The sequence below is a fragment of the Azospirillum thiophilum genome, assembly GCF_001305595.1.
Classification (GTDB): Bacteria; Pseudomonadota; Alphaproteobacteria; order Azospirillales; family Azospirillaceae; genus Azospirillum; species Azospirillum thiophilum.
The window spans coordinates 241,311-254,275 of record NZ_CP012406.1; the positions used below are offsets into that span (position 1 = coordinate 241,311).

At 69.5% G+C, this 12,965-nt stretch carries 12 protein-coding genes; 8 read left to right on the forward strand and 4 right to left on the reverse strand.

Annotated elements, in window-relative coordinates; genetic code table 11:
- Positions 1–5: 5 nt before the first annotated feature.
- Together AL072_RS29410 and AL072_RS29415 are read right to left on the reverse strand one after the other, a co-directional pair.
- Complete coding sequence (locus AL072_RS29410) at positions 6–1,043, reverse strand: ABC transporter substrate-binding protein (RefSeq protein WP_045585292.1); 1,038 nt, start codon at positions 1,041–1,043, stop codon at positions 6–8.
- Between the two features lie 188 nt (positions 1,044–1,231).
- Positions 1,232–2,461 (reverse strand): Bcr/CflA family multidrug efflux MFS transporter, encoded by a 1,230-nt coding sequence (locus AL072_RS29415; RefSeq protein ID WP_045585038.1) that lies wholly within the window; start codon positions 2,459–2,461, stop codon positions 1,232–1,234.
- Between the two features lie 291 nt (positions 2,462–2,752).
- On the opposite strand from AL072_RS29415, the gene AL072_RS29420 reads away from it, so the two are divergent.
- Positions 2,753–3,757 carry a BMP family lipoprotein gene (locus AL072_RS29420; protein WP_045585039.1) on the forward strand — a complete coding sequence of 335 codons (1,005 nt, stop codon included), beginning with the start codon at positions 2,753–2,755 and terminating at the stop codon, positions 3,755–3,757.
- Positions 3,758–3,788: 31 nt separating this feature from the next.
- On the opposite strand, the gene AL072_RS29425 is transcribed toward AL072_RS29420, so the two are convergent.
- Positions 3,789–4,982, reverse strand: a complete 1,194-nt coding sequence (locus AL072_RS29425) for a pentapeptide repeat-containing protein (RefSeq protein ID WP_045585040.1) — start codon at positions 4,980–4,982, stop codon at positions 3,789–3,791.
- Between the two features lie 255 nt (positions 4,983–5,237).
- Between AL072_RS29425 and msrB the strand changes: the two genes are divergently transcribed.
- The 3 genes from msrB to AL072_RS29440 all read left to right on the forward strand — a co-directional run bounded on the left by msrB (position 5,238) and on the right by AL072_RS29440 (position 7,258).
- Positions 5,238–5,699, forward strand: a complete 462-nt coding sequence (gene msrB / locus AL072_RS29430) for a peptide-methionine (R)-S-oxide reductase MsrB (RefSeq protein ID WP_167543417.1) — start codon at positions 5,238–5,240, stop codon at positions 5,697–5,699.
- A 349-nt stretch (positions 5,700–6,048) separates the two neighbouring features.
- Complete coding sequence (locus AL072_RS29435) at positions 6,049–6,618, forward strand: hypothetical protein (protein WP_045585041.1); 570 nt, start codon at positions 6,049–6,051, stop codon at positions 6,616–6,618.
- 10 nt (positions 6,619–6,628) lie between these two features.
- Positions 6,629–7,258 carry a hypothetical protein gene (locus tag AL072_RS29440; RefSeq protein ID WP_045585042.1) on the forward strand — a complete coding sequence of 210 codons (630 nt, stop codon included), beginning with the start codon at positions 6,629–6,631 and terminating at the stop codon, positions 7,256–7,258.
- A 55-nt stretch (positions 7,259–7,313) separates the two neighbouring features.
- Here the strand turns inward: AL072_RS29440 and AL072_RS29445 are convergent, their stop codons facing one another.
- Positions 7,314–8,009: a response regulator gene (locus tag AL072_RS29445; protein ID WP_045585043.1), complete on the reverse strand. Its 696-nt coding sequence runs from the start codon at positions 8,007–8,009 to the stop codon at positions 7,314–7,316.
- A gap of 211 nt (positions 8,010–8,220) precedes the next feature.
- Here AL072_RS29445 and AL072_RS29450 point away from each other — a divergent pair, with 211 nt between their 5' ends.
- The 4 genes from AL072_RS29450 to AL072_RS29465 all read left to right on the forward strand — a co-directional run bounded on the left by AL072_RS29450 (position 8,221) and on the right by AL072_RS29465 (position 12,872).
- On the forward strand, positions 8,221–9,627 hold the full coding sequence (locus AL072_RS29450) for an aminotransferase-like domain-containing protein (RefSeq protein WP_045585044.1): 1,407 nt from the start codon (positions 8,221–8,223) through the stop codon (positions 9,625–9,627).
- A 223-nt stretch (positions 9,628–9,850) separates the two neighbouring features.
- A complete protein-coding gene (locus tag AL072_RS29455; RefSeq protein WP_052710343.1) occupies positions 9,851–10,582 on the forward strand; it encodes an EboA domain-containing protein in 732 nt (243 codons plus the stop codon).
- Positions 10,579–11,499, forward strand: a complete 921-nt coding sequence (locus tag AL072_RS29460; protein WP_045585045.1) for a TatD family hydrolase — start codon at positions 10,579–10,581, stop codon at positions 11,497–11,499. Before AL072_RS29455 ends, AL072_RS29460 begins: the two co-directional genes overlap by 4 nt.
- Positions 11,496–12,872 (forward strand): alkaline phosphatase family protein, encoded by a 1,377-nt coding sequence (locus AL072_RS29465; protein WP_045585046.1) that lies wholly within the window; start codon positions 11,496–11,498, stop codon positions 12,870–12,872. Before AL072_RS29460 ends, AL072_RS29465 begins: the two co-directional genes overlap by 4 nt.
- The last annotated feature ends 93 nt before the right edge of the window (positions 12,873–12,965 follow it).

Here is a 12,965-nt window from a genome sequence, read left to right on the forward strand (position 1 = left end):
AGCCGTCACCTGCCCGCTGCGGCGTCGTGGAAGGAAAGATCGAACAGCGCGTCGACATCGACCGGTTCGGTGATCTGGCCCAGGGTCTGCTGGAAGGCCTGCATTTGCCTGGTCGAGTCCAGGATGACGCGCGGGTCGTCGACGAAGGTCGTCGCGTCGGAGGTCAGCGCCGCCCGCATCACCTCGCGTTCGACCAGGCCCTTGCCGATGATCTCGGTCACCAGTTCCGCCGTGCGGTCGGGCCTGGACTTGGCGAAGGCGGTGGCGCGGATGTGCAGCTTGACCAGTTCGGCAACGGCGGCGCGGTTGTTGGCGATGGCGTTCTCGGTCACCGCCAGCACCGCACCGGGCTGCTTGGGGAACATGGTTCCGGCCTTGGCGACGATGGCGGCGTCGGGCAGGCGGGACTGCACCAGCGTCAGGATCGGCTCCAGGATCGAGGCGCCGTCAATGGCCCCGGTCAACAGCGCCTGCTGCAAGGGCTGCTCGCCCATGCCGACGATCTCGACATCGTCGGCACCGATGCGGGCGACCTCCGCCATCCAATAGCGCAGCACGGTGTCCGGCACCGACCCGGCGGGCAGCGAGCCGATCTTGGGCGGCCGGCCGTTGGCGGCACGGAACGCCCTGAACCCCTCGGCCGGGCTGGCGGCCCCGGCGACGGCCTTGGCCAGCGGACCGCGGCCGATCAGCGCCACCTGGTCGATGACGTTGGCGGCGACGACCTTCAGCTTCACGCCCTTCGACCGGGCGATCATCGCCGGGCCGATGCCGACATAGGCGACGTCCAGCGTGCCCGACGCCAGCGCCTGGATCATCGCCGGCCCCGACTGGAAGCTGGTGGTCTGCAAGGCCAGCCCGGCATCCTTCGCCCACCCCTCGCCCGTCAGGACATAGAGCTGGGTCATCGGGATGATCGGGATGTAGCCGACCCGCAATTCGGTCGCGGCAAAGGCCGACAGCGGCAGGGACGCGGACACGGCGAGGCCGCCGAGCGCGGCGGCACCGGCCAGCAGATGGCGGCGGCGGACAAGGCTGGACATGTCGGAACGATCCTTCGGCACCATGGCGGGTCTCCTTTGGCGCGCAAGCCTAGTGCGCCCCGCCGGGAAACTCAATTCACATCCGACAACTTCTCCACTATTCGGAAACAACAATAGTGGATTGGTTTATTGCTCCGCCGGAAGACGGCGAAGCAAGTTAAACGTCCGCCGGAAGACGGCGAAGCAAGTTAAACGTCCGCCGCAAGACGGCGGACAGGCCGGATCAGCCACAGGTTGAGCGCCAGACTGACCAGCGCCGCGCCGCCGATCACCGCGGCCATCGGGATGGCGGTGCCGTTGGCCATCAGCCCGACGCCCCAGCCCGACAGGGCGCCGATGCTGAATTGCAGCATGCCGGCGAGCGCCGACGCGGTGCCGGCCATCTGCGGAAAGGCCTGAAGCGCGCCCGCCATGGAGTTGGCGAAGCAGAACCCGGTCAGCGACATGAACAGGAACAGGCAGCCGACCAGCCCCCACAGGCCGCCCCAGCCGTTGGCGACGCAGACGACCAGCAGAATCCCGCTCGCCGCCGACAGCCAGACGCCGATCCTGAGCATCCTGTCCGACCCGAAACGCATCACCGCCCGGCTGTTCAGCGTGTTGACGATGATCATGCCGACGATGTTCAACCCGAACAGGAAGCCGTAATTCTCCGGCTGCACGCCGAACAGCTCGATATAGACGAAAGGCGAGCCGGAGATGAAGGCGAACATCCCGGCATAGATGAAGGACGAGCCCACCGCATAGCCGAGATAGCGGCGGTCGGTCAGCAGCCTGCGGTAGGACTCCGCCAGCACCATGGGCCGCAGGCTGGTGCGCCGCGTCGTCGGATGGGTCTCCGGCAAGGTGGCCAGCGCCAGCATCGCCACCGCGCCGAACAGCGCCTGGGCCCAGAAGATCCAGCGCCAGTTGGCCCAGACCAGGATCTGGCCGCCGATCAGCGGCGCGATGATCGGAGCCGCCCCCATCACCAGCATCATCATCGACAGCACGCTGGCGGCGCGGTCGCGTGCGAACACGTCGCGGATCATGGCGCGGACCAGCACCGGCCCGGCGCAGGCCCCGACCGCCTGCACGAAGCGCCAGGCCGCCAGATGGGTGACGTCGGTGGTCAACGAACAGCCGACGCAGCCGACGGCATAGAGCAGGATGCCGGTCGCCACCGGCAGCCGCCGGCCGAACCGGTCGCTCAACGCCCCCCACAGCAGCTGCCCGACGCCGAAGCCCAGGAAGAAGGCCGACAGCGTCCATTGCACCTGATCCTGCGGCGCGTGCAGGTCGCGGCCGATCTGCGGCATGCCGGGCAGATACATGTCGGTGCCCATCGGGCCGAACGACATCAGCACGCCGAGCGCCGCGATGAAGAAGGGGCTTTCGGCAGGCGAACGGGCACGGACGGCGGCAAGGCGCGCGAACATCAGCGAATCCGAATGATATTGGGAGGAGGGAAATCGGCCGGACAGGGTCCGCAGCCTGTAAGCTGATCCGTCCGCCGCCGGGCGCAAAGTCCTGTCTCGGCATGGCAGCCTTGACCGGTGCGCGACAGGCGGGACCCGCGACAATCCGGGCCCGCCGCAGGTTTTTGGACGGCGCCCCCGGCGGCGTCGCCGTCTTCCTGGCCGCGGCGCAACATGATTCTGGTTCCAACCGGAAAAGCATGCCTAAAATTGACTCTGCGTCACGGGGTTCACACAGCCGGAGGCCACGCCATGCCCCACCCCACCCGCCGGTCCGTCCTGCTGTTCGGCACTGCCGGAGCCGCGGTCGCCCTGACCGCGCTGCCGCGACATTCATCCGCCGCGACCAAGTTCCGGCCCGGTCTCGTCTATGCGGCCGGACAGAAGTTCGACAAGAGCTTCAACGAGGGGGCCTTCACCGGGGCGGAGCGGTTCACGGCGGCAACCGGCGTCCCGGTCATGGAGTATCTGCCAGCCAGCCCGGCGCAGTTCGAACAGGGGGTCGCCGCCCTGCTGCGGCGCGGGGCGACGGACATCGCCGCCGTCGGTTTCTATTATGCCACCGCGCTGGCCCGGCTGGCGCCGGCGCATCCGGCGGTGCGCTTCACCCTGGTCGATGCGGTGGCTGAGGGGCCGAACATCCGCTGCGTCACCTTCAAGGAGCAGGAGGGCGCCTTCCTGGTCGGGGTTCTGGCGGCGCTGGCGTCGAAGACCGGGACCGTCGGCTTCGTCGGCGCGCTCGACATCCCGCTGATCCGCAAATTCATCGCCGGCTTCGAACAGGGCGCCCGCCATGCCCGCGGCGACATCCGCGTCCTGGTCAATTTCGTCGGCACCACGCCGGCCGCCTTCAACGACCCGACGGCCGGCGGCGAGGTGGCGCGCAGCCAGTTCCAGCGCGGGGCCGACGTGGTCTTCGCCGGGGCCGGGGTGTCGAATTTCGGCATCTTCGCCGCGGCGCATGACGGCCGGCGGCTGGCCATCGGCGTCGACAGCAACCAGAACTACCTGTATCCCGGCACCATCCTGACCTCGATGCTGAAACGGGTCGATCTGGCGGTGGACTCGGGTTTCCGGGCGGCGCAGCGCGGCAGCTGGAGCGCCGGGACGGTGGCCTTGGGCCTGGCCGACGGCGGGGTCGACTATGCGGTGGACGAGAACAACCGCGCGCTGCTGACCCCGGCGATGCTGGAGGCGGCGGAGGCCGCCCGCCGCGGCATCGTCGCCGGCCGCATCCCGGTGGCGGACGGCAGCTGATTCCGGAGTCCGCTTCCCGCGGAGGGGCCGGTCAGGCCGGCGCCTCGCAAGGCTGCCAGCCGCGGGCGGCGGACAGGTCGGCGCCCTTCAGCGTGGCGAAGCTGGTCTTGATCGCCGTCAGGTCGGTGCCGCGCAGCACCACCCCGGCAAGGCTGGCGTCGCGCAGGTCGGCCCCGGTCAACTGCGCCTTGGCGAAGCTGGTCGGCCACAGCCGGCTGCCGTCGCCGCTGATGTCGACCTTGCGGAACTTGGCCCGCCACAGCTTGGCCCCGGCCAGATTGGCGCCCTCCAGGTTGCAGCCGGACAGGTCGGCGCTGGTGAAGTCGGCATCGCGCAGGTCGCTGTAGGACAGGTCGGCCATCATCAGCTTGGCGCCGGAGAAATCGGCCCCGCGCAGCCCGCAGAAGCGCATCACCGCCCCGCACAGCAATTGGTTGGTGAAGTTGTAGCCGCGCAGGTCGACCCGCTGCAGCTCGATGCGCTCCCCGCCCTTGCCCAGCTTGTCGACCCAGATCTGATGGCCGGCGATCAGGTCGGTCATCCGCGCCGCGGTGGTGGTCAGGCCGGTGCCGTCGACGTCGACGCCGTGCCGCTCCAGCGCCGTGCGCAGTTCCTCGTTCAGGCGGGCGCCGCACATCAGCACGCCGTCCAGCGTCGCCTTGCGCATGATCGCCCCGGTCAGATCCGCGCCGATCAGGATGGCGCCGCTGAGGTCGCTGCCGCTGAGATCGGCGCCGGACAGGTCGCTGCCGGAGAAGTCGCACTGCGACATGCGGCAATCGCTCAGCACCGCCTGGGACAGGCTGCAGCCGACGAAGGTGGTGGTGCCGTCGCTGTTGCCGGCCGCCCGCAATTCCCCGGCCTCCAGCACCATGCCGCGGCGCAGGTCGGCGCCCTGGAAATTGGCGTTCACCAGCCGGGCGCCGTCGACCCGCGCGCCGCGCAGGTCGGCACCCTGCAGCTGGGCGCCGGTCAGGTCCGCCCGCGACAGGTCGGTGCCGTAGAGATCGGCCTTCGACAGCACGATGCCGGCCATCCGCGCCCGCGCCAGGCTGGCCCCGGTCAGCTTGGCGCCCGACAGGTTGACGCGGTTGAGGCCGAGCCCGGCCAGGTCGTAGAAGCTGAGATTGGCGCGCCGCCCCCTGCCCGTCGGGTCGCGCAGCAGCCATTGCTGATGCCGCATCAGCGCGTCGCGAACCGCCCGAAGGTAGCGTTCATCCATCATGCGGCGCGTCGTGCCCCGGCAGTGCCGCCCCGGACACGTCGTCCCGGACTGTTGGCTTCCTCGATGTTACCGAAACCGCGGCGAATCCGGAAGGCATGACCCGTCGAACCTTCGCCGAATCCGCAAGATTCTTTTGTTACAGGGTCGCATTCTGTCCGTCATGGGCCCGCCCTACCGTCGCAGCCCCGGCCCGGCCCCATCACATCCGCGCGAGCGGCCCTTCCCCGGCTTGGGTTCCGGGCATGGCCGACCAATATGGTTGGTCTGGACATCGACGATCAGCAGGAGGAGACCGGCGGCATGCCCGAATCGGACAACAAACAGGCGGACGCCAGCGGGCGGGACTGGAAGCGCGCGCTGTCGCCCAACCAGTACAAGGTCCTGCGCGAACACGCGACGGAATATCCCGGCACCAGCCCGCTCAACGGCGAGAAGCGGACCGGCACCTACCGTTGCGCCGGCTGCGGCCAGCCGCTCTATGCCAGCGCAACCAAGTACGAGAGCGGCTCGGGCTGGCCCAGCTTCTGGGAGCCGTTGCCGGGGGCGATCGAGACCACGACCGACCACAAGCTGGCCTATCCGCGCACCGAGGTTCATTGCGCCGCCTGCAAGGGCCATCTCGGCCATGTCTTCGACGACGGGCCGGAGCCGACGGGCAAGCGCTATTGCATGAACGGCGTCGCCATGACCTTCGTCCCCGGCGAAAAGGCCGACTGAACCGAATGGCCATGGCCGGGCGGCGCCGCTTGGATCGGATCGCGTAAAATCGGCATCGATTTGAAGCGTGAATCCGATCGCCAAAACATAAGGCTGGAATTTCGTGCGTTTCATATTGAACGCACGAAACTCCAGGCCCGCCCGGTCCTATTCCTCCAACAAAAGTCGGGTTTCCCCCAGGTCGGCTAAAAATTACAACCCTGGAACGGAGGCCGATGGTATGATCGGCCATGCGCAGTGCCGTGCGGCGGCCATGCGGCGGGGTGTCGCGATGGCATCGCGCCCCGTCCCCGCCCATGGCACGATGCGCCGGCGTTGTCGGCGCCACGTTGCGGCTGGGGGAGGGCGAATGGTCATTTCGGCCGAGTTCCTGGGGATGCTGCTACTGATCGCCAGCGCCGCCGCGCTCGGTCTGTCCATCGTGGTGGATGTCGGCCGCGTCAGCGCCGAGAAGACCCGCGAGGCGATGAACCAGCGCCAGTACGACAAGAAGCGTGCGGCTCTCGCCGAATGGCGGCAGAAGACCGAACGCAAGCGCGTCGACCTGACCACCCTGCAAGCCCGCCTGACCGAGTTCAACGGCCGCCGCCAGAAGGCGCTGACCGAGCTGAAGGCTTTGGAATATTCGAAGATCGAGCTGGTGCATGAGCTGGGCGACCAGGACACCGACGGCGAAGTCTTCTGGGCCCAGCTGGCGGTCGGCCCCAATTTCAACGAGCTGGACCGCAAGGACATCGTTTTTTCCCGCCAGATCTGGGAATACCGCAACGTCGCGCACATCACGGCGCCTTCGGCCGAACAGGCGCACGGCATGGTGCGGACCAGCTTTTCCCAGCGCAACGGCCTGATCTCCTCGCCGGTGGTGCCGCTGGCACTCGCCCCCGATCCCGAGGCCGAGACCGAGGCGTCCGCAGCATGACGGGTGCCGCATGACCGGGATGATGCTGTATTTCGCGCTGGGCCTGATGGTGCTGACCGTCCTGTCCAACCGCTACTGGCGCCGCCAGCTGGCGCTGACGCGCATCGCCATGTCCAAGCTGAAGGAAAAGGTCGACGACGTGACCAAGGAGGTCGCCGACGTCGCCTCCGACTATGCGCAGCTCGCCCATCACCATGCCGAGACGGAAAAGCGCGTGCAGAAGGCGGAGATCGAACTGCAGGCCGCCATCCTGGAGCTGGACAGGAAGAAGGCCTCCGCGCTCGACCGCTATTTCATCTTCGACCGCAACGAGCCGCGCCCCGGCCGCTTCTGGGAGGTCGCGGTGCGCTTCAGCCCGGCCGGCGCCAGCTTCGCGGACCAGCGCGGCTTTCGCGGCTGGACGGGGGTCCGCCGCTATCTGCTGATCGCCGATGGCGACCGCGAGGCGCGCGAACGGGTGGCCGCCCGCTATCCGCGCCGCGCCGGATTCGAGGTTGTGGAGGTCGCCGGCTGCCGGCTGAACGGGCTGACCGTCAACCGCATCTCCGAACTCAGCACCTTCCGCAAGCCCGGCAAGCCCGAGGAGGACGGCGCCCCGGCCCGTCCGCAGCGCCGGACGACCTCCACCGCGCAATCCTGACCGGCTCCGCCGACGGCGAAAGACCGGGCGCAAGGCCGACGACGGAAAAAACGCCTCAGTCGACCGCCGCCTGAAACATGTAGCCCATGCCGTGGACGGTGACGATACGGGCCGGGTCGGCCGGGTCATGCTCCACCACCCGGCGCAGGCGGCGGACCAGCCGGTCGATCGAGCGGTCGTAGGGCACCGAATCGCCGCGCAGGGTCAGGTCCAGCAGATCGTCGCGGCTCAGCACCCGGCCGGGATTCTCGACGAAGGCGGCCAGCAGCTCGAACTCGGCGGAGGTCAGGCGGGCGTCCTCGCCGCCGGGCGCGCGCAGCCGGCGCTTGTCGAGATGCAGTTCCCACCCGTCGAATCGCTTGACCCGGCCGCCGGCCGGCCGAGTCGGGCGGGCGATGCGGCGCAGCAGGCTGCGGGTGCGGGCCAGGATCTCGCGCGGCTCGAACGGCTTGGTGATGTAGTCGTCGGCCCCAAGTTCCAGCCCGATCAGCCGGTCCATCCGGTCGGAGCGCCCGGTGATCAGGATGATGCCGATGTTGGAGACGGCCCGCAATTCCCGCGTCACCGCCAGCCCGTCCTTGCCCGGAAGCCGGATGTCGAGCAGCAGCAGGTCGATCCGCCCGCGCGCCAGCAGCACCGACAGCTGGTCGCCGTCACGCGCCAGCATCACCCGGTAGCCTTCGCCTTCCAGGTAGGCCTTCAGGGTTTCGCGGGTGATGGGATCGTCGTCGACAACCGCAATCGTATGCATCGTCCCCCGCGCAGGACCTCCAAGGGGTGGCGGAATGCCGGCCACGCCAATGTTAAGGAAACTATCGGTTCCGCCGGCCAGTTACAACGGTGATGCGCCGGACCGCGCCCCATCCGTCCCGCCGCTCGATTGTATGGATGTCCCGCGGTTTAAAATAGGGACAATTGCGCCGAACTTGCCAGCACGCCGGGACAATGCCACATTTGTCCCCATGACAAATTGGACCCCGACCCTGGAGGGCCGCCCCGGCCCGCTTTATCGCGTCATCGCCGACGCGCTGGCCGATGACATCGCCGATGGCGTGCTGGCGGTCGGCACGCGGCTGCCAACCCACCGCGACCTCGCATTCCGCCTTGGCGTGACGGTGGGAACGGTGACCCGCGCCTATGCCGAGGCGGAAAAGCGGGGGCTGATCGGCGGCGAGGTCGGGCGCGGCACCTTCGTCCAGGGCCAGCGTGCACCGGCGGCGCTCCCGCTGCCCGGCTGGCCCCCGGCGGTGCAGGCGGCGGCCGGTCCGGTCATCGTCAACATGACCACGGTCCATCCCGAACATGCGGTGGCGGCCCAGGCCCTGGGCCAGGCGCTGACCGCCATCGGGGCTTCCGGCCATCTCGCGGCGCTGATCGGCTACGGCCCCCATGCCGGGTTGCCCGAGCATCGCGCCGCCGCCGCCGCCTGGCTGGAGCGCCAGCACCGGGTGAAGGCGGCGGCCGAGTCGGTCCTGCTGACCACCGGCGCGCAGAACGCGCTGGCGGTGGCGCTCGCCGCGATCGCCCGCCCCGGCGACGTCATCCTGGCGGAGCGGCTGACCAACATCGGCACCAAGGCGCTGGCCGCCACCCAGGGCTACCACCTGGAAGGGGTCGCCATCGACGAGCATGGGCTGGTGCCGGACGCCTTCGACAGCGCCTGCCGCCGGCTGGGGCCGAAGGCGGCCTACCTGGTGCCGACCCTGCAAAACCCGACCGCGGTGGTGATGCCCGAGGCGCGCCGCCACGAGATCGTCCGGATCGCCCGGCGCTATGGCGTGATCCTCATCGAGGACGACGTGTTCGGCTTCATGGTGCCCGACACCCGGCCGCTTCAGACCATCGCCCCCGACATCACCCTCTATGTGTCGAGCGTATCGAAGAGCCTCGCCGCCGGCCTGCGGCTGGGCTTCGTCGTCGCCCCGCCGGAATTGCGCTCGCGCGTCGAGACCACCATCCGCGCCCTGCAATATTCCGCTCCCGCCCTGCCGGCGGAGGTCGTGACGCGCTGGATCCAGGACGGCACCGCCGACCGCATCGTCGCCACCCAGCGCGAGGAGGATCTGGCCCGCCAGCGGCTCGCCCGCTCGATCCTGCCGGCCGAGACGGTCTGCGGCCACCCGGCAGCCCAGCATCTCTGGCTCGTGCTGCCCGAACCATGGCGGCGCGAAGATTTCGTCGGCGAGGCCCGGCGGCGCGGCGTGATCGTCATCGGCGCCGACGCCTTCGCCGTCGGCCGGGCCAGCGCGCCCCACGCCGTGCGCCTCGGCCTGAGCATGCCGCGCAGCCGCGACGAAGCCGCCCGCGGCCTGCGCGCGCTGGCCGACGCGCTGGACGCGCCGGCGGCGGCGATGCTGTCGATCGTGTGAGGCCACGCAAGGGGCGGGAGGGCCGGCGGCGTGTCCCTCTTCCTCCTCTTCTTGCCCGCTTTCTTTCGCTGCCCTCTTTTCTGGCCGCCACCATTGTTTAATTATTGAAACATCGCGAAAAAGTTCATTCGCGCACCGCCATTTTTGACTTTCTTGCCGCACTCCCTCGCGTATATGATTGCAAATACCTGCATTTCATCAACCAAGGCTGCGCGGCGCCACGATGACCTCCTGTCCAGCGGACCGCAGCGTCCTACCGGCCCTCGTCGCCGCACGCGACCCCGACAGCGCCGCCTGGCTCGCGGGCCTGCTGGCCGCCCCACCCCTGCCCGGCACTCCCGCCTTCATGCGCGCCTTCGCGGCGGCCGGCCGCCGGCTGCGCGAAGCCCCGCCGCCGCGGGGCGACGAGGTGACGGCCCTCATGGCGCTCGGCATCGCGGCACCCGCCTTGTGGAGCGGTCCGCGGCTGCTGCGCGCCGCCCTGCTCGCCACCGCCGTCGAGGAAGCGGATGGGGCGGCGGATGGGAAGGCGCCGGCCCGGCTGACCGCGGCCTTCCGCACCTCCGACAGCGAGGAGCGGGCGGCGATCCTCCAGTCGCTGATGCTGCTGCCCGATCCGGCGCGCTTCGCCGCACTGGCCGCCGACGCCTGCCGCTCCAGCGTGCAGCCGGTGTTCGAGGCGATCGCAGGAGACAATCGCTTCCCCGCCGCCCATCTGTCCGAACCGGTCTTCAACCAGATGGTGCTGAAGGCGGTGTTCACCGGCATGCCGCTCGCCCGCGTCGCCGGGCTGGCGGAGCGGACGACCCCCGCCCTGCGCCGTATGGCGGCCGATTTCCGCAGCGAACGCCGCGTCGCCGGCCGCATCGTGCCGGCGGATCTCGACCTCCTGCTCGACGCCGTCTCCGCCGACCATTCAGCCACCTATCCAGCCAATGGGATCTCCACGCCATGAAGCTGTTCGACCCGCACATCCACATGACGTCGCGCACCACCGACGATTACGCCGCCATGCGCCGGGCCGGCATCATCGCGGTGACCGAGCCGGCCTTCTGGCTGGGCCAGCCGCGCACCCATGCCGGCAGCTTCGAGGATTATTTCCTGTCGCTGGTCGGCTGGGAACGGTTCCGCGCCAGCCAGTTCGGCATCCGCCATTTCTGCACGCTGGGCCTCAACCCGAAGGAGGCCAACAACCCCGACATCGTCGATCCGGTGCTGGAACTGGTCGACCTCTATCTGGAGAAGGACGGTGTCGTCGCGGTGGGCGAGATCGGTTATGACGACATGACCCCGGCGGAGGACGACATCCTGTCCCGGCAGGTGGAGATGGCGATCCGCCACCGCCTGCCGATCATGGTCCACACACCACACCGCGACAAGAAGGCCGGCACGCGGCGCACCATCGACCTGCTGCGCGAGGCCGGGGTGCCGCCGCACATGGTGCTGATCGACCACAACAACGAGGAAACGCTGCCGATCACGCTCGACAGCGGCTGCTGGGCCGGCCACACCATCTATCCCGGCAGCAAGATGGACGAGCCGCGCATGGTCGGGCTGGTCCAGACCTATGGCGCCGAGCGGATCATGGTCAACAGCTCGGCCGACTGGGGCATCAGCGACCCGTTGAAGGTGCCGAAGACGGTCGCGGCGATGGAGGAGGCCGGCATTTCCGCCGCGGCCATCGAAACCATCGTCTGGCGCAATCCCATCGCCTTCTACGCCCAGAGCGGCCGTCTCGACCCGGCGGAGCTGGAGGAGACGCTGCCGGTCGACCAGCGCCTGCTGTTCGAGGGCAACACGGTGCTGCGCGGCCAGAAACCGACGGTGGAGCTGCCTGCAACCGCAGCCGACCACGTCGCCGAACCGGCATGACGCTCACGCGCCGGACCCTGGTCCTGAACGTGGTCGGCCTGACCGCCGACCTGTTGCCGCACGCCCCTGCCCTGTCGGCGCTCGCCACGCGCGGCGTCCGGCCGCTGGTGCCGCCGCTGCCGGCGGTGACCTGCACCGTGCAGGCCAGCATGCTGACCGGGCGGACGCCATCGGGCCATGGCTGCGTCGCCAACGGCTGGTACGACCGCGACCTGTCGGAGATCCTGTTCTGGAAGCAGAGCAACCGGCTGGTGTCCGGCGAGACCCTGTGGGAGGAGGCGCGCCGCCGCGACCCGTCCTTCACCGGGGCCAAGCTGTTCTGGTGGTACAACATGTATTCGGGCGCCGACCTCAGCGTCACCCCGCGCCCGGTCTATTGCGCCGACGGCCGCAAGCTGCCCGACATCCACAGCCGGCCGGCCGGGTTGCGTGACGAGTTGATCAAGCGGCTCGGCCCCTTCCCGTTGTTCCGCTTCTGGGGACCGGGGGCCGACATCGTCTCCAGCCGCTGGATCGCCGACTGCGCGGCGGAGGTGGAACGGCGGATGCGCCCCAGCCTGTCGCTGGTCTATCTGCCGCACCTGGATTACGACCTCCAGCGCTTCGGCCCCGACGACCCGCGCATTCCGGCCCAGGTCGCGGCGGTGGACGGGCTGTGCGCCCCGCTGATCGAGCGGGCGGAGCGCGAGGGCATGCGGGTGATCGTGCTGTCGGAATACGGCATCACCAATGTGACCGGCCCCATCGCCATCAACCGCGCACTGCGCGAGGCCGGGCTGATCGCGGTGCGCACCGAACAGGGCGGCGAGTTGCTCGACCCCGGCGCGTCGGAGGCCTTCGCGGTGGCCGACCACCAGATCGCCCACATCCATGTCGCCCGCCCCGAGCAGGTGCCGGAGGTGCGGGATCTCGTCGCCGGGCTGGATGGTGTGGAGCGGGTGCTGGACCGCATCGACCAGCGCGCGGCCGGCATCGACCATCCGCGCTCCGGCGATCTGGTGGCGATCAGCCGGGCCGACCGCTGGTTCAGCTACCCCTATTGGCTGGACGACGCCCGCGCCCCCGACTTCGCCCGCACGGTGGAGATCTTCCGCAAGCCCGGCTACGACCCGGCGGAGCTGTTCATCGATCCGGCGATCCGTTGGCCGAAGCTGGCCATCGGCTGGCGGCTGGCGCGCAAGGCGCTGGGCTTCCGCACCCTGATGGACCTGATCCCGCTGGACGGCGGTCTGGTCAAGGGTTCGCACGGCCGCCCCACAGACCGGGCGGAGGCCGGGCCGCTGCTGATCTCCTCCGAGCCGGCCCTGCTGCCGGACGGCCCGATCCCGGCGGAGGCGGTGAAGGGGCTGATCCTGTCCCACCTGTTCGACTGATGGCAGGAGACATGGCGCCGGCCCCGCATGGCTGCCCGGCCGCAGGGGGACGGGCGGCCCTCCCGTAACAGGCCTCGTCGCCGGAAAAGGCGG